At 41.1% G+C, this 22,819-nt stretch carries 25 protein-coding genes and 1 other annotated feature; of the genes, 16 read left to right on the forward strand and 9 right to left on the reverse strand.

Annotated elements, in window-relative coordinates:
- Positions 1 to 155 precede the first annotated feature (155 nt).
- The 9 genes from ilvD (at position 156) to fumC (ending at position 12,100) form a co-directional block, all read left to right on the forward strand.
- Positions 156 to 1,823, forward strand: coding sequence for a dihydroxy-acid dehydratase (gene ilvD / locus ACZYRN_RS16640; RefSeq protein ID WP_488912740.1), 1,668 nt, complete (start codon positions 156 to 158; stop codon positions 1,821 to 1,823).
- Between the two features lie 13 nt (positions 1,824 to 1,836).
- Positions 1,837 to 2,098, forward strand: a binding site (T-box leader).
- A gap of 178 nt (positions 2,099 to 2,276) precedes the next feature.
- Positions 2,277 to 4,013, forward strand: a complete 1,737-nt coding sequence (gene ilvB, locus ACZYRN_RS16645) for an acetolactate synthase large subunit (RefSeq protein WP_488912741.1) — start codon at positions 2,277 to 2,279, stop codon at positions 4,011 to 4,013.
- Positions 4,010 to 4,531: an acetolactate synthase small subunit gene (gene ilvN, locus ACZYRN_RS16650; protein ID WP_488912742.1), complete on the forward strand. Its 522-nt coding sequence runs from the start codon at positions 4,010 to 4,012 to the stop codon at positions 4,529 to 4,531. The genes ilvB and ilvN overlap by 4 nt, the downstream gene beginning before the upstream one ends.
- Positions 4,532 to 4,569: 38 nt before the next feature.
- Positions 4,570 to 5,592, forward strand: coding sequence for a ketol-acid reductoisomerase (gene ilvC / locus ACZYRN_RS16655; RefSeq protein ID WP_488912743.1), 1,023 nt, complete (start codon positions 4,570 to 4,572; stop codon positions 5,590 to 5,592).
- Complete coding sequence (locus tag ACZYRN_RS16660) at positions 5,579 to 7,126, forward strand: 2-isopropylmalate synthase (RefSeq protein WP_488912744.1); 1,548 nt, start codon at positions 5,579 to 5,581, stop codon at positions 7,124 to 7,126. The genes ilvC and ACZYRN_RS16660 overlap by 14 nt, the downstream gene beginning before the upstream one ends.
- Positions 7,127 to 7,144: 18 nt before the next feature.
- Positions 7,145 to 8,254 carry a 3-isopropylmalate dehydrogenase gene (gene leuB / locus ACZYRN_RS16665; protein ID WP_488912745.1) on the forward strand — a complete coding sequence of 370 codons (1,110 nt, stop codon included), beginning with the start codon at positions 7,145 to 7,147 and terminating at the stop codon, positions 8,252 to 8,254.
- A gap of 106 nt (positions 8,255 to 8,360) precedes the next feature.
- On the forward strand, positions 8,361 to 9,773 hold the full coding sequence (leuC, locus tag ACZYRN_RS16670) for a 3-isopropylmalate dehydratase large subunit (protein WP_488912746.1): 1,413 nt from the start codon (positions 8,361 to 8,363) through the stop codon (positions 9,771 to 9,773).
- A gap of 17 nt (positions 9,774 to 9,790) precedes the next feature.
- A complete protein-coding gene (leuD, locus tag ACZYRN_RS16675; protein WP_488912747.1) occupies positions 9,791 to 10,390 on the forward strand; it encodes a 3-isopropylmalate dehydratase small subunit in 600 nt (199 codons plus the stop codon).
- 312 nt (positions 10,391 to 10,702) lie between these two features.
- Positions 10,703 to 12,100, forward strand: a complete 1,398-nt coding sequence (fumC, locus tag ACZYRN_RS16680; RefSeq protein ID WP_488912748.1) for a class II fumarate hydratase — start codon at positions 10,703 to 10,705, stop codon at positions 12,098 to 12,100.
- A gap of 52 nt (positions 12,101 to 12,152) precedes the next feature.
- Here the strand turns inward: fumC and ACZYRN_RS16685 are convergent, their stop codons facing one another.
- Positions 12,153 to 12,359: an alpha/beta-type small acid-soluble spore protein gene (locus tag ACZYRN_RS16685; RefSeq protein ID WP_488912749.1), complete on the reverse strand. Its 207-nt coding sequence runs from the start codon at positions 12,357 to 12,359 to the stop codon at positions 12,153 to 12,155.
- A gap of 340 nt (positions 12,360 to 12,699) precedes the next feature.
- Between ACZYRN_RS16685 and ACZYRN_RS16690 the strand changes: the two genes are divergently transcribed.
- Positions 12,700 to 13,473 (forward strand): enoyl-CoA hydratase, encoded by a 774-nt coding sequence (locus ACZYRN_RS16690; RefSeq protein ID WP_488912750.1) that lies wholly within the window; start codon positions 12,700 to 12,702, stop codon positions 13,471 to 13,473.
- 39 nt (positions 13,474 to 13,512) lie between these two features.
- Here the strand turns inward: ACZYRN_RS16690 and ACZYRN_RS16695 are convergent, their stop codons facing one another.
- Entirely contained in the window at positions 13,513 to 13,692 is a 180-nt protein-coding gene (locus ACZYRN_RS16695; protein WP_488912751.1) for a YhzD family protein, read from the reverse strand.
- Between the two features lie 132 nt (positions 13,693 to 13,824).
- Between ACZYRN_RS16695 and yhaM the strand changes: the two genes are divergently transcribed.
- The gene (gene yhaM, locus ACZYRN_RS16700) at positions 13,825 to 14,769 is read left to right on the forward strand and encodes a 3'-5' exoribonuclease YhaM (protein ID WP_488912752.1); all 945 of its coding nucleotides are present in this window, start codon (positions 13,825 to 13,827) and stop codon (positions 14,767 to 14,769) included.
- Positions 14,770 to 14,793: 24 nt separating this feature from the next.
- Here yhaM and ACZYRN_RS16705 read toward each other — a convergent pair whose 3' ends face one another.
- The 6 genes from ACZYRN_RS16705 to ACZYRN_RS16730 all read right to left on the reverse strand — a co-directional run bounded on the left by ACZYRN_RS16705 (position 14,794) and on the right by ACZYRN_RS16730 (position 18,396).
- The gene (locus ACZYRN_RS16705) at positions 14,794 to 15,714 is read right to left on the reverse strand and encodes a peptidylprolyl isomerase (RefSeq protein ID WP_488912753.1); all 921 of its coding nucleotides are present in this window, start codon (positions 15,712 to 15,714) and stop codon (positions 14,794 to 14,796) included.
- Positions 15,715 to 15,824: 110 nt separating this feature from the next.
- Positions 15,825 to 16,013: a hypothetical protein gene (locus ACZYRN_RS16710; RefSeq protein ID WP_488912754.1), complete on the reverse strand. Its 189-nt coding sequence runs from the start codon at positions 16,011 to 16,013 to the stop codon at positions 15,825 to 15,827.
- 79 nt (positions 16,014 to 16,092) lie between these two features.
- Positions 16,093 to 16,641, reverse strand: a complete 549-nt coding sequence (locus ACZYRN_RS16715; protein ID WP_488912755.1) for a DUF3267 domain-containing protein — start codon at positions 16,639 to 16,641, stop codon at positions 16,093 to 16,095.
- Between the two features lie 104 nt (positions 16,642 to 16,745).
- Positions 16,746 to 17,309: an HTH-type transcriptional regulator Hpr gene (locus ACZYRN_RS16720; RefSeq protein ID WP_488912756.1), complete on the reverse strand. Its 564-nt coding sequence runs from the start codon at positions 17,307 to 17,309 to the stop codon at positions 16,746 to 16,748.
- 208 nt (positions 17,310 to 17,517) lie between these two features.
- A complete protein-coding gene (locus tag ACZYRN_RS16725) occupies positions 17,518 to 17,886 on the reverse strand; it encodes a YtxH domain-containing protein (RefSeq protein WP_488912757.1) in 369 nt (122 codons plus the stop codon).
- A 99-nt stretch (positions 17,887 to 17,985) separates the two neighbouring features.
- Positions 17,986 to 18,396 (reverse strand): HIT family protein, encoded by a 411-nt coding sequence (locus tag ACZYRN_RS16730; RefSeq protein ID WP_488912758.1) that lies wholly within the window; start codon positions 18,394 to 18,396, stop codon positions 17,986 to 17,988.
- A 125-nt stretch (positions 18,397 to 18,521) separates the two neighbouring features.
- Between ACZYRN_RS16730 and ACZYRN_RS16735 the strand changes: the two genes are divergently transcribed.
- Genes ACZYRN_RS16735 through ACZYRN_RS16750 form a run of 4 tightly spaced genes read left to right on the forward strand, consistent with a single transcriptional unit; the run spans position 18,522 to position 21,045 of the window.
- Positions 18,522 to 19,259, forward strand: a complete 738-nt coding sequence (locus ACZYRN_RS16735; protein WP_488912759.1) for an ABC transporter ATP-binding protein — start codon at positions 18,522 to 18,524, stop codon at positions 19,257 to 19,259.
- Positions 19,256 to 20,470, forward strand: a complete 1,215-nt coding sequence (locus ACZYRN_RS16740) for an ABC transporter permease (RefSeq protein ID WP_488912760.1) — start codon at positions 19,256 to 19,258, stop codon at positions 20,468 to 20,470. The genes ACZYRN_RS16735 and ACZYRN_RS16740 overlap by 4 nt, the downstream gene beginning before the upstream one ends.
- Positions 20,467 to 20,745 carry a hypothetical protein gene (locus ACZYRN_RS16745; protein ID WP_488912761.1) on the forward strand — a complete coding sequence of 93 codons (279 nt, stop codon included), beginning with the start codon at positions 20,467 to 20,469 and terminating at the stop codon, positions 20,743 to 20,745. The genes ACZYRN_RS16740 and ACZYRN_RS16745 overlap by 4 nt, the downstream gene beginning before the upstream one ends.
- Complete coding sequence (locus ACZYRN_RS16750; RefSeq protein WP_488912874.1) at positions 20,746 to 21,045, forward strand: phosphatase PAP2 family protein; 300 nt, start codon at positions 20,746 to 20,748, stop codon at positions 21,043 to 21,045.
- 22 nt (positions 21,046 to 21,067) lie between these two features.
- On the opposite strand, the gene ACZYRN_RS16755 is transcribed toward ACZYRN_RS16750, so the two are convergent.
- Positions 21,068 to 21,577, reverse strand: coding sequence for an antibiotic biosynthesis monooxygenase family protein (locus tag ACZYRN_RS16755; protein ID WP_488912762.1), 510 nt, complete (start codon positions 21,575 to 21,577; stop codon positions 21,068 to 21,070).
- Positions 21,578 to 21,756: 179 nt separating this feature from the next.
- Here ACZYRN_RS16755 and hemE point away from each other — a divergent pair, with 179 nt between their 5' ends.
- Positions 21,757 to 22,788 carry a uroporphyrinogen decarboxylase gene (hemE, locus tag ACZYRN_RS16760; protein WP_488912763.1) on the forward strand — a complete coding sequence of 344 codons (1,032 nt, stop codon included), beginning with the start codon at positions 21,757 to 21,759 and terminating at the stop codon, positions 22,786 to 22,788.
- Positions 22,789 to 22,819: the final 31 nt, after the last annotated feature.

The raw sequence follows: 22,819 nt of genomic DNA on the forward strand, positions 1-22,819 counted from the left end.
GCGGAAAAATGCTCGAAAGGTGTTGACCAAACTGGAAAAGAACGTTATCATTAAACACAATTAAATTTAATTTTTTAAATTAAAAAACATTATTTAAATCTATGTCAAAAGCATGAATGAATACATGCATGGCCAGTCACCTTGGAGGAGATATAATGCGCAGCGATATGATCAAAAAAGGGATCGAACGCGCCCCGCACCGGAGCTTGCTTTATGCAGCCGGCGTTAAGACGCAAGATTTACACAAACCGTTTATTGGAGTGTGTAACTCGTATATAGATATTATTCCGGGTCACGTCCACTTAAATAAATTTGCGGAAGTGGTAAAGAAAGAAATTCGTGAAGCAGGCGGTGTTCCATTTGAATTCAACACAATTGGAGTTGACGATGGGATTGCAATGGGCCATATTGGAATGCGCTATTCACTTCCGAGCCGCGAACTAATTGCGGATTCAGCAGAAACCGTTATTAATGCACACTGGTTTGATGGCGTATTCTATATTCCAAATTGTGATAAAATTACACCGGGTATGTTAATGGCAGCTGTGAGAACGAACGTTCCATCTGTTTTCGTTTCCGGAGGACCAATGGAAGGCGGAACCTCATCAACAGGACAGCCGCTTACACTCACATCTGTATTTGAAGGCGTCGGAGCCCACCTGTCAGGTAAAATTACAGCAGAAGAGCTTAACGATATTGAAACAAACGCCTGCCCAACGTGTGGTTCATGTTCGGGGATGTTTACTGCAAATTCAATGAACTCATTGATGGAAATGCTTGGTTTGACACCACCGGGTAACGCAACGATATTAGCAACATCAAATGAACGTCACCGTCTCATTAAAGAAGCGGTACAATACTTGATGAATGCTATTGAAAATGACTTAAAACCACGCGATATTGTGACAAAACGAGCGATTGATGATGCATTTGCGCTCGACATGGCGATGGGCGGTTCAACGAACACGGTTCTTCACACATTGGCGATTGCAAATGAAGCAGAAATTGATTATGATTTAAATGAAATTAACGAAGTGGCAAAACGAATTCCGTATTTAGCGAAAATCAGCCCGGCATCGGATTACACAATGGCCGATGTTCATAATGCTGGCGGAATTAGTGCGATCATTAACGAGCTCTGTTCAATCGAAGGAGCGCTCGATAACGATCGGATTACGATTACAGGTAAATCTGTCTATGATAACGTAAAAGAAGCAAAGATTAAAAATGAAAATGTAATTCGTCCGAAAGAAAATCCTTACAGCCCCGTTGGCGGCTTGTCTATCCTGTATGGGAATATAGCACCTGAAGGCGGAGTAATTAAAGTGGGAGCCGTCGATCCATCCATTAAAGTATTTGAAGGAACAGCGATTGTCTTTGAATCACAGGATGAAGCGGTTGAAAACATTAATAACGGCACAGTGAAAGAAGGTCATGTTGTTGTTATCCGATACGAAGGACCAAAAGGCGGTCCTGGTATGCCGGAAATGTTAACACCTACATCCGCTATTGCGGGGCGCGGACTTGCTAAACAAGTCGCTTTGATGACAGACGGACGATTCTCCGGTGCATCACGCGGTATTTCAATTGGGCACGTATCTCCGGAAGCAGCGGAAGGTGGACCTATTGCATTCATTAAAAATGGTGATAAAATTATTATTGATTTAACAAATCGCACAATGAATGTTGATTTAACAGATGAAGAATTGGCAGCGCGTAAAGCTAATTTTGTACAGCCAGAACCAAAAATTAAAAAAGGCTGGTTGGCACGCTATGCAAAACTTGTTACATCCGCTAATACAGGCGGCGTCATGAAAATTTAATGAATTCCGAACATACAACACGTTGACGAGGAAAAAGTTGCAGGAACTTGCATTTCACAGAGAACCGGTTATTGCTGAGAGCCGGGAATGTATCCTGCCGCGACATCCCCTCTGAGTGCTTTCCTGAACGTCATCCAGTAGGGAAAGCCGGGTGCAAGTTACCCGTTATCAAAAGGACCGGTCGGTTGGTCGGCGGTCCATGAGTCGGCATTTGAGAAAAATGCCGTGAATCAGGGTGGTACCGTGAAAAGTGATGAAGTCTTTTCACCCCTGCGTATACTGTTTAGGCAGGCGCAGGCGTGAAAGGACTTTTCTTTTTGTTTAAGATTAAAAGCTAACAATACTACAACCTGCGGTATTCGTAATGTCTTCATGCCCCCCAAGTCATGTAGACTTAGAAGAAGTCACCTCTTGCCAATACGGACAATACCAACATTTGGAGGGAGAACAATAATGAGCCAAAATGCAAAAGTAAAAGAATTGAAAGCAGACACAAAAGCAGCAACAGCAGGTCCGATAAATGGTGCCGATTTATTCATTGAATCATTAAAAAAAGAAAACGTAGAAGTGATATTTGGATATCCAGGCGGTGCCGTTCTTCCACTTTATGATGCATTATATAAAAACCCAATTCGTCACATTTTAGCCCGCCATGAGCAAGGAGCGATTCATGCAGCTGAAGGATACGCACGTGTATCTGGCAAGCCGGGTGTCGTTCTTGCCACGTCCGGGCCAGGTGCAACAAATCTTGTAACGGGTATTACAGACGCCATGATGGATTCCCTTCCACTTGTTGTTTTTACCGGTCAAGTTGCGACAAGCGTTATCGGGACAGATGCATTCCAGGAAGCAGATGTTATTGGGATTACAATGCCGATCACAAAACACAATTATCAAGTTCGTGATATGAATGATTTGCCAAGAATCGTTCATGAAGCGTTTCATATTGCGACAACAGGACGTCCGGGTCCAGTATTAATCGACATTCCGAAAGATATTGCCGGCATGATTGGTGAACCTGAATTTGTAACGGAAGTTGATCTTCCGGGCTATCAGCCAAACTTTAAACCGAACAGTCTGCAAGTGAAAAAACTTCGTGGTGCACTTGCACAGGCGAAAAAACCGGTTATTCTAGCCGGAGCAGGAGTGTTGCATGCAAAAGCATCGGAAGAGTTGCTTCAATTTGTTGAAAAAATGCAAATTCCAGTCGTGAACACATTGTTGGGCCTTGGTGGATTCCCGTCGAATCACCCATTGTTCCTCGGCATGGGCGGCATGCATGGCACAAATACAGCGAATAAGGCCCTTTATGAAACAGACTTACTTATTAATATCGGTGCACGCTTTGACGACCGTTTGACAGGAAATTTAGCTCATTTTGCACCTAGTGCAACGGTTGCCCATATTGACATTGACCCTGCTGAGATTGGAAAAAATGTGGAAACGCATATCCCAATTGTCGCAGATGCCCGCGCGGCTTTGAAAAAAATTATGAGCCTTGACTTTGAAGCGCCAAAAGCGGATGATTGGCGTGCGAAACTGCAACAGGACAAAGTGGAAAATCCACTTTGGAATACAGAAGATGGCGAAGGAATTTCACCGCAGCTCCTAACGAAAATGATTCACGAAATTACAGAAGGCGATGCGATTGTGACAACAGATGTTGGACAGCATCAAATGTGGACAGCGCAATATTACGGCTTTAACAAACCAAATCAATGGGTAACATCAGGCGGTTTAGGTACAATGGGTTTTGGTTTCCCTTCAGCGATTGGTGCGCAAATTGCAAAACCTGAAAAAACTGTTGTAGCGATTGCTGGTGATGCTGGTTTTCAAATGACGCTGCAAGAACTAGGTCTTGTTGCTGAATTAAAGCTGCCGGTCAAAATTATTGTGTATAATAACATGGCGCTTGGTATGGTTCGTCAATGGCAGGAAGCCTTTTACGAAGAGCGCTATTCACAGTCGCTTATCCCGGTACAGCCGGATTTCGTAAAATTGGCTGACTCATATGGAATCCGCGGCTACAAAGTTTCGACTGAGGAAGAAGCAGAGAAAGTATTACGTGAAACATTGACTGATGATAAGCCCGTCTTAATTGACTGCCGTATTAAGTCGAAAGAAATGGTTTATCCGATGATCGCGCCAGGCAAAGGACTTCATGAAATGATCGGAGTGAAACCGCAATGAAACGAATCGTAACAGCAACTGTGTTTAATCAGAGCGGTGTTTTAAACCGGATTACCGGATTATTTACTCGCCGCCAATTTAATATTGAAAGCATTACAGTCGGTGCAACGGAAACAGATGGCGTGTCAAAAATGACATTTGTCGTTCATGTGGAAGATGCCCGGATGGTTGAGCAAGTTTTAAAGCAGCTCAATAAGCAAATTGATGTATTAAAAGTAAATGATATTACGGATCAGGCCATTGTAACACGCGAACTTGCGCTTCTCAAAGTAATGACGACGCCGCAGACGCGTGCTGAAATTAATGTTATTATCGAGCCGTTCCGTGCAACAATTATTGACGTGGCGAAAGATAGTGTGACTATTCAAGTTGTCGGAAACTTCGAGAAAATCGAAGCGATGATTGAACTTCTTCGTCCTTATGGAATTAAAGAAGTAGCCCGCACAGGACAAACTGCGATTAAACGTGGTTCACAGCGTCTTGTGTCGGAATCAAAACCGTTTTCTATTTTAAATTAAAATAAAAAAAATCAAACAATTTTTGGAGGATGAAGAAAATGACAAAAGTATATTACAATGGTGACATTAACGAGGCAGTTCTTTCTAACAAAACAGTTGCAATTATCGGTTACGGTTCTCAAGGTCATGCACATGCATTAAACCTTCGTGAAAGCGGCGTAAATGTAGTTGTAGGACTTCGCCCGGGTAAATCATTTGATCAAGCAACTGCAGACGGATTTGATGTGAAAACAGTACGTGAGGCAAGTGCAGCAGGAGATGTTATCATGATCTTGCTTCCGGATGAATATCAAACTGCTGTTTACAAAGCAGAAATCGAGCCTGAATTAACTGCAGGAAAAGCTCTTGCATTCGCTCATGGTTTTAACGTACATTTCAACCAAATTGTACCTCCGGCTGATGTGGACGTATTCCTTGCTGCACCAAAAGGTCCTGGTCATCTTGTTCGCCGTACGTATGAGCAAGGCGCAGGCGTACCAGCACTATTCGCTATTTACCAAGATGTAACTGGACAAGCAAAAGACATCGCACTTGCGTACGCAAAAGGTGTAGGTGCAGGACGTGCGGGAATTCTTGAAACAACATTCCGTGAAGAAACAGAAACAGATTTATTCGGTGAGCAAGCCGTTCTTTGTGGAGGTACAGCAGAACTAGTTAAAGCTGGTTTCGAAACACTTGTTGAAGCTGGATACCAACCGGAAATTGCTTACTTTGAGTGCTTGCATGAATTGAAATTAATCGTTGACTTAATGTATGAGGGCGGCCTTGAAGGCATGCGTTATTCAATCTCTGATACAGCACAATGGGGCGATTATGTTTCAGGCCCACGCGTCATTACATCTGAAACGAAAGCACGCATGAAAGATGTATTGACTGATATCCAAACAGGTAAATTTGCAAAAGGCTGGTTGCAGGAAAACCAATTAAACCGTCCAGAGTTTACAGCAATCACTCGTCGTGAAAGTGAACATCAACTTGAAGTTGTTGGTAAAGAGCTCCGTGCATTAATGCCATTTATTAAACAAGGCAAAAAGGAAGTGGGTTCTGGTGCGAAAAATTGAGATTTTTGACACAACTTTGCGTGATGGAGAGCAATCCGCAGGTGTAAACTTAAATACAATCGAAAAACTCGAAATTGCAAAGCAACTAGAACGATTAGGTGTAGATGTCATCGAAGCGGGCTTTCCAGCCGCTTCTCCCGGTGACCTTGATGCAGTTAAGCAAATTGCGAATACTGTTAAAAACAGCTCGGTAACGGGCCTCGCCCGTTCAAACAAAAAAGATATTGATGCAGCGTGGGAAGCACTAAAAGGATCGGAAGAACCACGCCTTCATGTCTTTATCGCGACTTCACCGATTCATCGAGAGTATAAATTGAAGATGAGTAAAGAAGAAGTGATTGAACGTGCAGTGGAATCTGTTAAATATGCGAAACAAAACTTTGCAAAAGTGCAGTTTTCTGCCGAAGATGCGTGCCGGACAGAACTTGATTTTCTTGCACGGGTAGCAGAAGCAGCGATTAATGCTGGTGCAACGATTATCAATATTCCAGATACGGTCGGTTACATTACACCGCGGGAAATTAAAGAAATCTTCCAATACTTAACGCAAAATGTCCGCAATATTGATAAAGCGATTTTATCTGCTCATTGTCATGACGATCTTGGTATGGCGACAGCAAACTCGCTTGCGGCGATTGAAGGCGGTGCAGGTCAAGTAGAAGGAACAATTAATGGAATCGGTGAACGAGCTGGCAACGTAGCGCTTGAAGAAGTGGCAGTAGCTCTTTATACGCGCAATGATTTTTACAAAGCGACAACTGGTTTGAAATTAAATGAAATTAAGCGTACGAGCAACTTGATCAGCAAGTTAACAGGCATGATCGTCCCAGCAAATAAAGCAGTAGTCGGCGACAATGCATTTGCTCATGAATCAGGAATTCACCAGGATGGTGTGTTGAAAGAAAAGACAACATACGAAATTATTACCCCTGAATTGATTGGACTAAGCGCCAATAAGCTCGTAATGGGGAAACATTCTGGCCGTCATGCATTTAAAAGTAAAGCAGCAGAACTTGGTTTTGAATTAACAGAAGAAAAACTTAACGATGCGTTTAAAACGTTTAAAGAACTTGCTGATCGTAAAAAAGAAATTACGGACGAAGATTTATTCTCAATCCTTGCTGACAAGCAAACACAAGCAACGGATGTAAAAGGCTATGGCTTGTCAAGTATACAAGTACAATATGGAACAGAGCATATTCCAACTGCAACGATCTCAGCTGTTTTACCAGATGGGACCACTGTAACTGAAGCGGGTACCGGTTCAGGAAGCGTGGAAGCTATTTATAATACGCTTGAAAGAATAGTAGACGAAGAAGTGAAATTACTTGATTATAAAATCAACTCGGTTGGCGGCGGGCGAGATGCACTTGCTGAAGTACATGTTCGTGTTCAATTGAATGGAATGGAATCAAGTGGCCGGGGCACTGCGCAGGATGTACTTGAATCATCCGCACTTGCGTATTTAAACGCAGTTAATCGTGCAGTCACGCTGCAAGCACGCCAATCTGGAGTTGAAAAAGCACATATTTAATGCAACGGAGGGGTTTACGTGAAGAAGAAAATTGCCGTATTGCCAGGTGATGGAATTGGCCGGGAAATCGCATCAGGAGCTGCAGCGGTTTTGCAAGCAGCAGGTAAGCGTTTCGGTCATGAATTTGAAATTGAGTATGGGGATATCGGTGGTGCAGCGATTGATGCACATAACACGCCGCTTCCGGAATCTACATTGAAACTTGCCCGGAATAGTGACGCTGTGCTGCTTGGTGCAGTAGGCGGCCCAAAGTGGGATAACTTGCCGTCAGCAGAACGACCAGAACGCGGTTTGCTTGCAATTCGTAAAGAACTTGGATTGTTTGCGAACTTACGTCCGATTCCATCATTCCAGAAACTTGTGCAATCTTCTCCGCTTAAGCCTGAAATTGCTGGAAATGTAAATATGCTAATTGTCCGTGAGTTGACAGGTGGTCTCTATTTTGGGAAACCAAGCGAACGGCGCGGGGAGAATAATGAAGTCGTTGTTGATACACTTCAATACACACGTGCTGAAATTGAACGGATCGTTGTTAAAGCATTTGAATTTGCTGCCGGACGCGGAGGCAAATTAACATCTGTTGATAAAGCGAACGTTCTTGAATCAAGCCGTATGTGGCGTGAAATTGTCAATCAAAAAGCAGCCGATTATCCGAATGTGACAGTTGATCATATGTATGTGGATGCTGCAGCGATGAAACTCATTTCGAGCCCTGGACAGTTTGATGTTATCGTGACAGAAAATTTATTCGGAGATATTTTGAGTGACGAAGCATCCATGATTACCGGTTCACTCGGTATGTTGCCGTCTGCAAGTTTATCGGAAAGCGGATTCGGTTTATATGAACCCGTTCATGGATCTGCTCCAGATATTGCTGGACAAAATAAAGCAAATCCGCTTGCCATGATTCTATCTGCTGCACTTATGTTGAAATATTCATTCAATATGCGTGAAGAAGGAGAAGCGATTGAGTTAGCTGTACAGTCTGTCTTAAACGATGGCTATTGTACATCGGATTTACAAATGGAAGGCAGTACAGTAGTTGGAACGGATAAAATGATTGAACTTGTGACACAACGAGTAGCAAATGGATCAGATGTTTCAACTGACACTATTGTTTATATGTAAAGGGAAAAGCCACGGTGGATTCTATTCTTACCTGCACATATTGCAGGGAAGGAAGGGGTCCCCGTTTTTTATCAAACACACACATATGTAAGAGGAGGGACTGGGTATGACGAAGAAAAATGTTATCGAAAAAATTTGGGAAAATCATGTTGTAAACAGAGCAGAAGGGAAACCGGATCTTCTATATATCGATTTACATCTTGTACATGAAGTAACATCTCCACAGGCATTTGAAGGATTACGAATTAGTGGACGCCGTGTGAGACGGCCTGATTTAACGTATGCGACAATGGACCATAATGTACCAACGATTGACCGCCATATTATTAATGACCAAGTTTCTAAAAAACAAATTGAAACACTTGAGCAAAATTGCCGTGAGTTTGGTATTGAACTTGCAGATATTGGTCATCCGGATCAAGGTATTGTTCACGTTATCGGTCCACAGCTTGGATTAACACAACCAGGTAAAACGATTGTATGTGGAGATAGTCATACGTCTACACACGGCGCATTCGGTGCACTTGCATTCGGTATTGGTACAAGTGAAGTAGAACATGTTCTTGCTACGCAGACAATCTGGCAGCAACGTCCTAAAACATTACAAATTAAAGTGAATGGAAAGCTTGGATTTGGTGTTCAGTCAAAAGATATCATTCTTGCGATTATTGCGAAATTTGGTGTAAATGCTGGCACGGGTTATATCATGGAATACACAGGTGAAGCAATCCGTGATTTAACAATGGAACAGCGTATGACAATTTGTAATATGTCTATTGAAGCAGGCGCACGTGCAGGTCTCATCAGTCCTGATCAAACGACGGTTGAATATTTACGCGGACGCCGCTATGCTCCTCAAGGTGAAGAATTTGAAGCTGCTGCAGCAAAATGGCTGGCATTAGCAACAGATGAAGGCGCAGAATACGACAAAACACTTGAGATTGATGCATCAGAAATCGAACCGCAAATGACATGGGGAACCAATCCGTCAATGGGCAGCGGTATTTCAGGCACTGTTCCATCTCCTGATCAATTTGAGCGGGAAGCGGACAAAGAGTCGGTTCGCCTTGCACTAGACTATATGGGTCTTGAAGCAGGTACAAAGCTAACGGATATCCCTGTTGATTTCGTCTTCATTGGCTCATGTACAAACTCACGCCTTAGCGATTTACGTGCAGCAGCTGAAGTAGCAAAAGGTCGTAAGGTAAAAGACAATGTAACAGCCATTGTTGTACCGGGTTCACAAACCGTGAAACAGCAAGCAGAGGCCGAGGGAATTGATAAAGTCTTCATAGAAGCAGGCTTCGAGTGGCGTGACTCTGGATGTTCCATGTGCCTTGCGATGAACGATGATGTTGTTCCGGCAGGGAAACGTTGTGCATCAACATCAAACCGTAACTTTGAAGGACGTCAAGGTAATGGTGCGCGAACACATCTTGTCAGTCCAACAATGGCTGCTGCTGCCGCTGTGACAGGTCACTTTACGGATGTTCGCGAGTTATCAAGCGTTAAATTATAATAAAGGAGGGGTCCAATATGCAGCCGATTAATCAGTTTACTGGTGTTGTTTGTCCACTTAACCGTACAAATATTGATACAGATCAAATTATTCCAAAACAATTTTTAAAACGAATTGAGCGCCAAGGTTTTGGTCAGTTTGTCTTTTACAACTGGCGTTTTGATGAAGAGGGTAATAAACGAGAAGAGTTCATTATGAATAAACCACAATATGAAGGTGCAGAAATACTAGTTGCCGGTGAAAACTTCGGGTGCGGTTCATCACGTGAACACGCGCCATGGGCATTACTTGATTATGGCTTCCGGATTATTATTGCGCCAAGCTATGCGGATATTTTTTATAACAATAGTGTGAAAAATGGGATTCTTGCACTCAAGTTAACAGAAGAAGAAGTAGCAGTGCTTATGGAGCGTTCAAAAGCAGAAAGCTATCGTTTGCATATTGATCTTGAAAAACAATCGGTAAACGATGAAAATGGATTTGTCGCTCATTTCGATATTGATCCATATTGGAAAAAAATGCTTTTAAATGGATGGGATGAAATTTCCGTTACTCTTACAGAGGAAGATTATATTCGCCAATATGAAGAAAAAGTATATGGCCAACAATATAGCTGAAAAGAAGGATTCCGTGAAGGAATCCTTCTTTTTTTTCTTTTGTATGTTAAAGCATGGAAATAATCCATGAAATAACAACAATGGCCCCAATAATCATTAAAATGGTTTTCAACATATTTACGTCACCTCATAAGCAGTTGTTTTGAATAATCTTCCCGTCATCTCCCCTGTATAAACCTTTTATGAAAAAGTAATAAGAAGAAAGATGGATGAAGTATTTGGAATTTTTATATCGTCATTCTATTTTGTGGGCATGATATGTAGGAAAAAGGGAAACGTGTAAATAGATAAATTTTAAAGGAGGAATGAATAATGGAGTTTCGAATTGAACATGATACTCTCGGTGAAATGAAAGTGCCGGCAGAAAAATATTGGGGAGCACAAACACAACGCAGTATAGAAAATTTTCCAATTGGAACAGAAAAAATGCCAATTGAAATGATTTATGCTTTTGCTCACTTAAAAAAAGCAGCAGCTGCCGCAAATGGTGAACTTGGCAAGCTGTCTGAAGAAAAAATGAATGTAATTATTGAAGCATGTGATGAAATTTTAGCAGGCAAATGGGATCAGCATTTTCCACTCGTCGTCTGGCAAACAGGGAGCGGCACACAAACCAATATGAATGTGAATGAAGTGGTGGCAAGACGCGGATCAGAACTTGCCGGCAAAGAAGGCTTTATTCATCCAAATGATGATGTGAACATGTCACAAAGCTCTAATGACACATTTCCAACAGCTATGCATATTGCAGTGTACGATCAGATTGAAAAGCGGTTAAAAGTAGCATTAAAGCAATTTAAGAAGACATTGAAGAAGAAAGAAAAAGAATACATGGATGTTATTAAAATCGGCCGTACTCATTTGCAAGATGCGACACCGTTAACACTCGGTCAGGAGATTTCTGGATGGCGTCATATGATTATTCGCAGTGAAATGATGATTGACCAGGCTAAAGAAGGATTGCTAAATTTAGCCATTGGAGGAACAGCGGTCGGAACCGGTATTAATGCAGATTCAACATTTGGTGATCGAACAGCCGAACAGTTAAAAAAGCAGACCGGTTATTCGTTTATTTCGTCTAAAAATAAGTTTCATGCTTTAACAAGTCATGATGAAATGGTCTTTGTGCATGGTGCATTAAAAGCATTGGCAGCCGATTCCATGAAAATAGCCAACGATGTTCGCTGGCTTGCAAGCGGTCCACGAAGTGGTCTTGGCGAATTATCGATTCCAGCCAATGAACCGGGAAGTTCTATTATGCCGGGGAAAGTGAATCCGACACAAAGCGAAGCACTTACAATGGCAGCTGTTCAAGTATTCGGCAATGATGCATCTGTTGGATTTGCTGCAAGTCAGGGGAATTTTGAATTAAATGTATTTAAACCGGTTATCGTATATAACACCCTTCAATCGATCCGGCTGTTAGCAGATGGGATTAAATCATTTAATAAACGCTGTGCAGCAGGAATTGAAGCGAATTATGATGTTATCCGTGGATTAATGGAACAATCTCTTATGCTCGTGACAGCGTTGAATCCGCATATTGGTTATGAAAAAGCGGCGAAAATTGCTAAGAAAGCACATGAAGAAGGAACGACACTGAAAGAAGCCGCTCTTGCGTCGGGGTATTTGAATGAGGAAGAATATGATCGTTGGATTGATCCATTACAAATGGTGAATATTCCTGCAAAGAGAAAGAAGAAAAAATAATAAAGAGCCATCTCAAAAGCTAAGCTTTTGAGATGGCTGCCTTTTTAAATATTTACTTCTGGAAGCCGCTTAATTGTTGTTCGGCCATTTGAACGAGACGTTTTGTAATTTCCCCACCAACAGAACCATTTGCACGGGATGTTGAGTCAGCACCTAACTGAACACCAAATTCAGACGCGATTTCATACTTCATTTGATCAATTGCTTGTTGTGCACCTGGAGCGACCAACTGATTTGAACTGCTGTTGTTGTTTGCCATTACTGTTCATCTCCCTTTTCTTGTTTTGGCCGGGTCTGACGGAGTTGCACCGTCGCGTGTGATTGATCGCCCGGAGCTGCCGGTGCGACCCGTTGTTGATTGTGTACTAGTATTATGGATGTTTCCCACTCATTTATACGAAATAAAAACAGGTAGTTGTTTCCTATTAATGAGTCGTGAACCTCATATGTAATTTTTTGTAATATGCCTAGAATTCAATATGTAATTCCCCTATCAAGGGATAAAGCGATACGCTTTTAATATGAAGAATCAGTTTCTGTAATCGTTTGCTGAAGATAAATATGCTGACAATAACAATAAAATGGCGGGAGGCGAAAAAATGAAAAATGTACTTTGTTCCATTGAGGGAGGAACTGCACACATTCAATTGAATCGGCCGGAGTCAATCAATGCGCTAAATAACGCATTGATGAAAGACCTGTGTGAATGTTTGAAGGAGGTAAATGGAGATAGTAATGTGAAGATCGTTGTTTTATCCGGCGCCGGCTCTAATTTTTCAACTGGCGGAGATATAAAAGAAATAATGTCCACAATAGATGAACCACAGTTTAATTGTATTAAGGACACAGTAACAGACATAGCACTGGCCTTTTATTCAATGCCAAAGCTGACTATTGCAGCTATTCAAGGTGTAGCTGCAGGGCTTGGACTGAGTATTGCTCTTGCAGCTGATTTTATCTTATGCGAAACGAATTCCAAACTAGCGATGAATTTTATCGATATCGGCCTCATTCCCCATGGTGGTGCTCATTTTATGCTTGAAAAACGTATAGGACCGATCAAAACGAAAAAAGTAATTTGGGATGGAAAAGCAATGAGTGGGACAGAAGCAGCAGAAATCGGACTTGCAGACCGTGCTGTTGCACCGGGCACAATAAAGGAAGAAGTAGTTCATTTAATCAATGAACTTCAGCAAAAGCCACTTGAGGCAATGATTAAAACAAAAAAAATAATAGCTGATTTAAACAGGCCGCAGCTTTTAAAAACACTAGAGCTTGAAAAATATGGACAATTGAAAATGCGCGAAAGTGACGACCATCATGAAGGGCTCTGTGCCCTTTTAGAAAAGCGCAAGCCGATCTTTAATCAGTAAAAAAGCGCATTCAATTTTTGAAGCGCTTCCTTTTTTATTTTACTCGTGGAAAAGAAGTAATTTTCCTTGAGATGATGTGCAGCGGTAGGTATGATTTTCATATGCATGCATGTGTAAAATTTTTGAACCTTGATCTTTCGCGTCAGCATCTGTTTTAGCTTCAAAAGATTGCTCAAGCAATTTTTTTCCGTTTTTTTTAAAAACAGTTAGTTTATACATGTTCAATCCCCTTATAGACGTGATACGATTATTGTATACGATTTTCAGTGAAGAAAAAAGCACTAACTTCATGAAAAGAACGTATGATCTGTGCTATAATAGGCATAAGAGTGTAAGAAGGAGGGTGACGTTTTGGCTAAAGGAATTACCCAGTATGAAGCAGGCGATAGCGTGGATTGTTTTTTAATGATCAGATCTGCTGTCAAAAGTACAGCAGTGAATGGAAATCCATATTTAACGCTTATGCTGCAAGATACGAGTGGAGAAATTGAAGCGAAATTGTGGGATGCAAAAGATGAAACCGTAAAAATGTATGCACCGCAGACCATTGTAAAAGTGTCAGGTGATATTCACAATTACCGTGGGCGGATGCAATTAAAACTACGTCAAATTCGCCCGGCATCACAACAGGATGGATTGAATGCGGGAGACTTTGTTGAAACAGCTCCGCTTAGCCAGGAAGAAATGGCTGAGATGATTACGCAATTTATTTTTGAAATGAAAAATCCGCATATACAGCGTATTACCCGCTCTTTATTGAAAAAATACTATCAACCGTTTCTGGAATATCCAGCTGCTACGAAAAATCATCATGAATTTGTATCGGGTCTAGCATATCACGTTGTGTCGATGCTGAAGCTGGCAAAATCGGTGGTGGATCTTTATCCATCATTGGATCGTGATTTGCTTTATGCCGGCGTCATATTACACGATCTTGGTAAAGTCACGGAATTATCGGGTCCAGTCGCGACGGCATATACAGCGGAAGGAAACTTGATTGGTCATATTTCTATTATGGTAAACGAAATTGGCCAGATGGCAAAAGAGCTTGGCATTGAAGGAGAAGAAGTAATGGTCCTTCAACACATGGTTTTGTCCCATCATGGGAAAGCAGAATGGGGGAGTCCAAAGCCGCCGATGATTAAAGAAGCAGAGATACTTCATTACATTGATAACCTTGATGCAAAAATGAATATGCTTGATCGAGCGATGGAAAGAACGAAGCCTGGTGAGTTTTCTGAGCGTATTTTCCCACTCGATAATCGTTCTTTTTATAAACCGCTATTTATAAAATAAAAAAGCACCTGAGAAGGTGCTCTTTTATTTTGCTTGTTCTTCTGAACCGGTTTTCGTTTCTTCTTCTGATTCTGTGTTATCTTCTGTTTCAAATGCACCTTTTAAATCTTCATCTGTCACTTTAACATCTGCTGCTTTCATTTCTTCATCAAGCTTTGTTTGAAGGGCGTTAGAATCGATTTTAGATTGTTTCAATTCATCTGTCATCTGATCTTTCATATCTTCAAAAGAAGCCTTTTCTTTTTTCTCTGTAATTTTAATGAGGTGATAACCATAATCGGATTTTACGGGTTTACTCACTTCATTTACTTTTAAAGTGCCAAGTGCTTTTGTAAACTCAGGAACGAACTGTGCACGACCTGTGTTATCAATCCAGCCAAGGCTTCCACCGTTTTCAGCTGAACCAGGATCCGTTGAGTATTCTTTCGCAATTTCTGCAAAGTCACCGCCATCAGCGAGCTTTTGTTGTACTTCTTTCACTTTTGCTTCATCTTCAACGAGAATGTGGCTTACATTAATTTCAGGCTGCCATGCATCGTAATATTTTTTTACTTCATTATCTGTCACTTTAACATCAGCAAGCGCTGCTTTTTCACGGAGCAGTTCAAGCTTCAAAAATTCTTTAAAGCCTTCCTCGTCAAGCCCGTATTGGGCTAAAAACATTTCATACTGATCGCCGAGCTGTTCTTTTGCTGTTTTCATTTCTTTTTCAAGCTCTTCATCCGTTACTTCATAGTTTTCTGAGAGGACTTTTTTCTGCATTAATTCTTGCAAAGCCTGTTCCATTTGTGGACCATATTTTTCCTTCATTTCTGCATACAATTCCATATCGGTAACGTCGCCTGCTTTTGATGTTGCGATAACGTTGCCGTCGTCTGTTCCATTGCAGCCAGAAAGTGCGAGAACTCCCGCTGCCAATGAAAGAGGCAGTGCCCATTTCTTCATCCAAATAACAACTCCCTAGTTAGCATCTGCCGTATTGCGACAGAGATTTTAGTCTAGATATCAAAAATAACTATAACATAACTCAACAACATGGAAAAGAAAAGGCGGCTTTAGACGTACAATATTTCAATGTAAGAAGTAGATAGCAGGATGACGATTAAAATATTTACTGTCCGGAAAATTTTTTTATGGCGCTCTTCTGGAATTTCTTTTTGAATACATAGTAAGTTTGTCATTCGATTTATATGGAACAAAATAAATATTGAAAAAATAACAAATGTAATGATAAGCGCAATCACAGTATGACCTCCCCCTTTTTCTCCTGTATTAATTACTATATCAAACTGTCGTTTAAAATGAAAACAGAACCCGCCGGCATCAGCGCCAGGCGGGTGGTTCATCGGGAATTAAAATTTCAAATCCATTTATATCTTCTTCGATGATCGAGTCCTTAGGGCATGAGACAATCGTTTTTAAATAAAGAAAGTCAAATGAACAAATACCAGTATGAACAGCCGCAGCCATTGTGAAATAGTGTAAATAGTTCGGCACTAGTGCTCCGCAGGCTAAAAGAACGGGTGTTATGATAAGAAATGGCAATATTAAGCAAGTGATGAACCGGTTTTTAGAGAGCGGTTTTCGAGTGGTCATAGTCAAAACAGGTAAGAAAGAATATTTTAGCTCCCATGTCATCTTTGGACAATGTGTGAGTAATGGGAGAAGGTGAATCAATTTATGAAGCGGATAAACCGCAAAAAGACCAGCAGCAAACCAGGCAAAACCTGTTGCATGCAGCGGCTCTGAATAATAAGACTGCATGGATGAAAAGGCGAGTGAAAAAACGATCATTGCCGTCATGAATGAAACAAAAAACAGTTTGTTAAAACCATACGTTTTTTCGAAATTATACGTTCGCCAGCATTTCATAAAACATAACCTCCGCCGTACATAATAATACATAATTTACGACGGAAGAGCTTAAAAAGCAAGTGTAATTTTTACAAAATAAAAACATCAGGATTGCTCATTGCCTAGCCGGATGTTTTTGTCTGTTTCAATTTCCCATTCTCTTCATCAAAGTCTTTTTCAATATTATGAATTGATTTTTCAAAAATGTCCATGAAGTCATCCCCGTAAATATTTTTAATAATAGCCATCAGTTCGGCGAGATCGGGGAATTTTCCGAACAATTCACGAAGCGGTTCACTGCCTGAAAAGACAAGGTTTGTTTCGGGGTCATACTGCTCCATTAAGTCGAAAATTAGATGTTCGCCTTCTTTTGTAATTTCGATGTATGTATTTCTTTTATCTTCTTCTTTTTTCGAAAAAGTTAAAAATCCACGTTCTTCCAACTTTTTTGAAAAATTAAAAGCAGTCGATACGTGCATCACGCCGAAGTTTGCAACGTCTGTTATGGAGGCACCTTTTAAATGATAAGCAATCCAAAGAATATGATGTTCATTAATGTTTAAATCGTACGGTTTAATCCAGCGCTGCCAGTCTTTTTCAACGGCTTTCCATAGTGCTTTAGACAATTGTGCCATACGCTGACTGAACATAAACGCTTCTTTCATCGTATATTGATGATTTGACATATTTACACCTTCTTTTTTTATTTTCCTTATCCCGTTCCAAAGTCAAATAGACTGATTGATTTATATTATGCCAATAAAATAAAAAAATAGAAAGAGTTTAATTCACAAAATTTTCAAATAGGTAAAAATAAAAAAACTGTCCCCCATTGTTAGCTGTGGTTAACAATGGGGGACAGTTCAAAGATAGGCTCAATCCTCTGCTTCTTTTTTATTTCTTTGGAGCAGGCTGTGGAAGACTTTCCTGTAAATCTTCTACGGTTTTTTGAATGCCTGCAATTTCAGACAGCAGTGCCTGTTTGTTAGGTTCGATGCTTTCTTTCCAAATTGCAGCATTTACCTTAACGTTACGAATCACTCCCGGTACATCCTGTTTTGCAGCAGTAATGAGGCGGTTAACGGATTCCTTTACTTGACCGGCATTATCTTTTACTTCTAGGGCCGTCAATTTTGCTGAGACTTGTGCATCCTTTATCTTGCCGCGTGTTTCGCGTCCGCTTGCAGGTGTGTTTAAAAGAGCTGTTGCAGCACCTGCCGCGAGACCTGTTAATAATCCTATACATAAAGACTTTTTATTCAATGCTTTCACCTCATTAATCATTTCTATGGACTAACTGAATACACTTATGGAATAGCTTTTCCCGAACCCTGTTATCTACAAACGTTTAAATTTGAGTTGTTACAGGTGAGAGCTTATGGAAGCAGCAATTTCTTTTAAATTATAGGACTCATTGTTTTCTTTAAAAACAGGGTGAAAACCGTCATTTGTTCCATAACGCGGGATTAAATGAATGTGATAGTGAAATACTGATTGACCGGCTGTTTCACCGTTATTATTAAGCAAATTAAGCCCTTTCGGTGAAAAAGCGGCTTGAATGGCGTCTGCAACTTTTTTGACGGATTCAAACAAAGGAGCAGCCATACTAGGCGTCAGTTCAAAAATATTCTCTTTATGTACTTTCGGGATGACGAGTGTATGGCCTTTTGTTACTTGGCTAATATCTAGAAACGCATAGACGTGCTCATCTTCATACACTTTTGCAGAAGGGATGTCACCGTTTACAATTTTGCAAAAAATACAATCATTCATTATCAAACACTCCTTAAGGTTCATTATCAAAATTTTAGCACACAATGACGGGACGGGAAACTGTGTGTACAGTCACTCTTTTTGATACAATACAGGTAATGGATGAGAAAGAGAGGACACTTGATATGTCTTTATTAACAGTAAAAGATTTAACCGGCGGCTACACACGCAAACCGGTGTTGCATGATGTTTCATTTGACGTCAGTAAAAATGAAATTGTCGGACTTATCGGTTTGAATGGTGCCGGCAAAAGTACAGCAATTAAACATATTATCGGCTTGATGGAACCAATGAAAGGACAGGTAATGATTAAAGGCCAGACACTTGAAAAAAGTCCGTCTGAGTACCGCCGTCAATTTTCATTCGTGCCGGAGACGCCTGTTTTATACGATGAATTGACATTAGAAGAACATATGAGGCTCACGGCGATGGCATATGGTTTGTCGGAATCAGATTATGAAAAAAGAATTGAACCGCTTTTAAAGGAATTTAGATTAGAATCCAAAATGAAATGGTTTCCGGCACACTTTTCAAAAGGAATGAAGCAAAAAGTTATGATTATGGGTGCATTTTTAACTGAGCCTGCGCTTTACATTATTGATGAACCGTTTGTTGGACTTGATCCGCTTGGTATTCGCTCACTGCTTGATTGGATGGATAAAATGAAACAAGGTGGTGCAGGCATTTTAATGTCGACACACATTCTTGCAACCGCGGAAAAGTATTGCGATAAATTTATTATTTTGCATGGAGGGCGTGTACGGGCGAAAGGAACGATGGACGAACTGCGCCGTGAGTTCAATATGCCAGGAGCTGCGCTTGATGATATTTATGTAGAGTTAACGAAGGAAGAATTGCTATGAAGTTTTCAGCAGATGCGCTTTTTAAAGAACGGGTCGCGTCGTATTATGCTGAGGTCCGCAAGTATACGCGCTACATGTTAAATGATCATTTATTATTTGTCCTCGTTTTTGCGCTTGGAGCCATTCTTTATTATTACAGTGGCTGGGTGAAAACAATCGATGAAACGTTTCCGGCTCCGCTTTTAATGGCAGCTGTTTTAGCGATTGTCCTGTCGTGGAGTCCGGTGTATACGTACATAAAGAGGCCAGATACAGTGTATTTATTGCCACTTGAAGAAGAGATGAAAACATATTTACAAAAAGCTGTGTGGACGAGCTTTGCGGCACAAATTTATATGCTAGTAGCCTTACTTGCATTTTCAATGCCAATGTACGCCGCTGTGAAACAGACCGGATTTGGGAGCTTTTTTGTCTTTCTGGCAGTGCTTTTGGCAGCTAAGCTCTGGAATTTATTTTGCCGGCTAGAGGCCCTTAATTTACCGTCTAATAAACAGCGGATGATTGACTTAGCTGTCCGGCTTTTACAAAACTTTGCACTATTGTATGCTTTGTTTTCCGGCCATTTGGCCATTAGCGGATTTGCTGTCTTTTTCATGCTGCTCTGGATTTTCTATATGGGTCGTCAGGGAAACCGGCCGCTTAAGTGGGAATTGCTTGCGGAGCTTGAAGAAAAAAGGCTGGCTGGTTTTTACCGGATTGCCAATATGTTTACTGATGTGCCGCATTTACGCGGGACTGTGAGGCGTCGAGCGTGGCTCGATGGATTATTACCAGGACCGCAAAACGGGACACACACGTATTTGTTGTTTCGAACTTTTGTGCGGATGAATGAATATTTCGGTTTGTACATTCGTTTAACGATTATTGCCGCCCTTATTATTTTTTTCAGCGGCATGCTAACTGTACAGCTCATTGTCGCCCTTCTATTCCTTTATTTAACTGGTTTTCAGCTGTTGCCGATTGTGGCACGCCATGATCATATCATTTGGCCGCGTCTTTATCCGGCAGGTAATAGTGAAAAGAAGGCAGCAGTGCAAAAGTTACTGATGCGCGTCATGTTCATACAGTCTATTATTTTCGGTGGACTATCTCTCACAAATGGAACAATGGCCGGCACAGGGACCGTACTCGCTGCTTCTATCGTTTTTTCAATCTTTTTTTCGAAAGTATATGCTCCTTCTAGGCTAGCAAGGATGAGCGGTATCCGATGATTTGGAGTGGGTGGCTGTGTCTCATTTTATTTGTCATTCTGTTAACAGGAAGGGATTCAGAGTGGACAGAGGCAGTAGATGATCGTATTTTCCAAATAGTAGGCGAAAGCTCTTTTTTACCAGCCTTTTCATTTCTAGGCTCTGAAATGATGCTAGGCGGGGGAGCTGTTCTGCTTATTTGCTTTCTTGCTTGGAAGCACAATATTATCGGAGGCATTGTCGTTTTGATCGGTGTAGGCGGCGGTAACCTATTAAATAAAGCATTAAAAGAATGAATAGCAAGAGAGCGTCCGAATTTTCCACATGGGGAAGATGGATTTAGCTTTGTCAGCGGACATGCAATGGTCGGAATCATTTTCTATTTGCTGCTCGCGTACTTCCTATCAATGTATACGAATAAAAAAAGAATTGCATACAGCATCGCATTGCTTCTTGCTTTTTTATCTGGTATAAGCCGAGTCGCTGAAAAAGCGCACTATGCAACCGATGCAGCAGGGGGATGGCTGCTCGGTGCAGCTATTTTCTTCTTGCTGGCTTCGATTCTTAACTACTATGTATCCAAAAAAGCTGCCTAATGCGGGGCAGCTTTTTTGGTCATTAATCTTCTGTTGGTATGGTATAGGTTGTCACATAAGAGGGTCCTGAGAAAATATTTGGCCGTTTATCAAGACCTTCTTGTGTTCCGCGTTTTTTATGCGCGTGATTAAAAGCATCGGATGTTTTCCAATTTTCAAACGCTTTTACGTTTTCCCATTGCGCGAAAACAACGTACGTATCCGAATCAAGCGGGCGCAATACGCGCATAGAAATGAAACCGGGTTCATTTTCAATGGCTCCAGCCCGGTTTTTAAATCGATGTTCAAATAACGGACGGCCTTCCTCTGTAACAGGAATATTATTTAACACAATATAACCGCGATTCTCTAAATTTCCGACGCTATCGACTACTTCATAGCGGCGGGGTGAATTAAATACGCTTTTCCCATTTGTTTCATGAAGAAGAGCGGCACCTTCAGTTCCTTCCATTAGCACGATCGTTTCATCTGCATGCTTTGTTTGAATAATTTTCAGGAAATCATATGTTCCGTTTGTAATGTATACATTCATCCTTATCACCTCAACAAGTATTATACCGCGATGTAAACCCTTTCTTCCAATTTTAACACTTGCAGACAAATTCATTTGGCAAATTTTCGAACAAAGCATCCTTATAGTGAAAACATTGGGATGGTGGGCTATAATAGGCAATAGTTATTTTAATCGGTGAAAGGTGGCAATGGATAAAGATGAGGCAAATAAATGAAACATTTTTAAAAGCGGCACGCGGAGAAAAAACGGATTATACACCAGTTTGGTATATGCGGCAGGCAGGTCGTTCGCAACCAGAGTACCGAAAGTTAAAAGAAAAATATTCGCTATTTGAAATTACCCATCAACCAGAAATTTGTGCGTATGTGACACGTTTACCGGTTGAAGAGTATGACGTGGATGCAGCGATTTTATACAAAGATATTATGTCACCGCTGCCAGCCATTGGTGTCGATGTTGATATTAAATCAGGTATTGGCCCGGTCATATCGAACCCTGTCCGTTCCATAGCAGACGTGGAAAAACTTGGCCAAATTGATCCTGAAAGTGATGTTCCATACGTTCTTGAAACAATTAAATTATTAACAGAGGAGCAGCTAAATGTACCGCTTATCGGATTTGCCGGTGCACCATTTACACTTGCCAGTTACATGATCGAAGGCGGTCCATCGAAAAACTACAATAAAACAAAAGCGTTTATGTACGCGGAACCTAAAGCGTGGTTTGCGCTTATGGATAAGCTCGCCGACATGACGGTGATCTATGTGCGCGCACAAGTAAAAGCAGGCGCAAAAGCGATTCAAATTTTTGATTCGTGGGTCGGCGCATTGAATGTTGCTGACTACCGTATATTTATTAAACCGGTGATGGAGCGTATTTTCAGCGAGCTGCGCAGTGAAAACGTCCCGCTAATTATGTTTGGGGTTGGTGCAAGCCATCTTGCGAAAGAATGGCATGATCTTCCAGTTGATGTGGTAGGTCTTGATTGGCGTCTGCAAATCAAGGAAGCACGGGCAATGGGTTTAACGAAAACATTGCAGGGGAACCTTGACCCATCCCTTTTATTGGCTCCTTGGGAAGTGATTGAAGAGCGTGTAAAAGAAATTTTGGATCAGGGGCTGTCTGCTCCAGGACATATTTTTAACCTGGGGCATGGCGTTTTCCCTGAAGTGAGCCCAGATACATTAAAGCGTTTAACATCGTTTATTCATGAATATAGTGCAAAATAATCATTCCTTTTTGAACTAAATGTTTTTTCGT

The organism is Domibacillus sp. F004, from assembly GCF_057814295.1.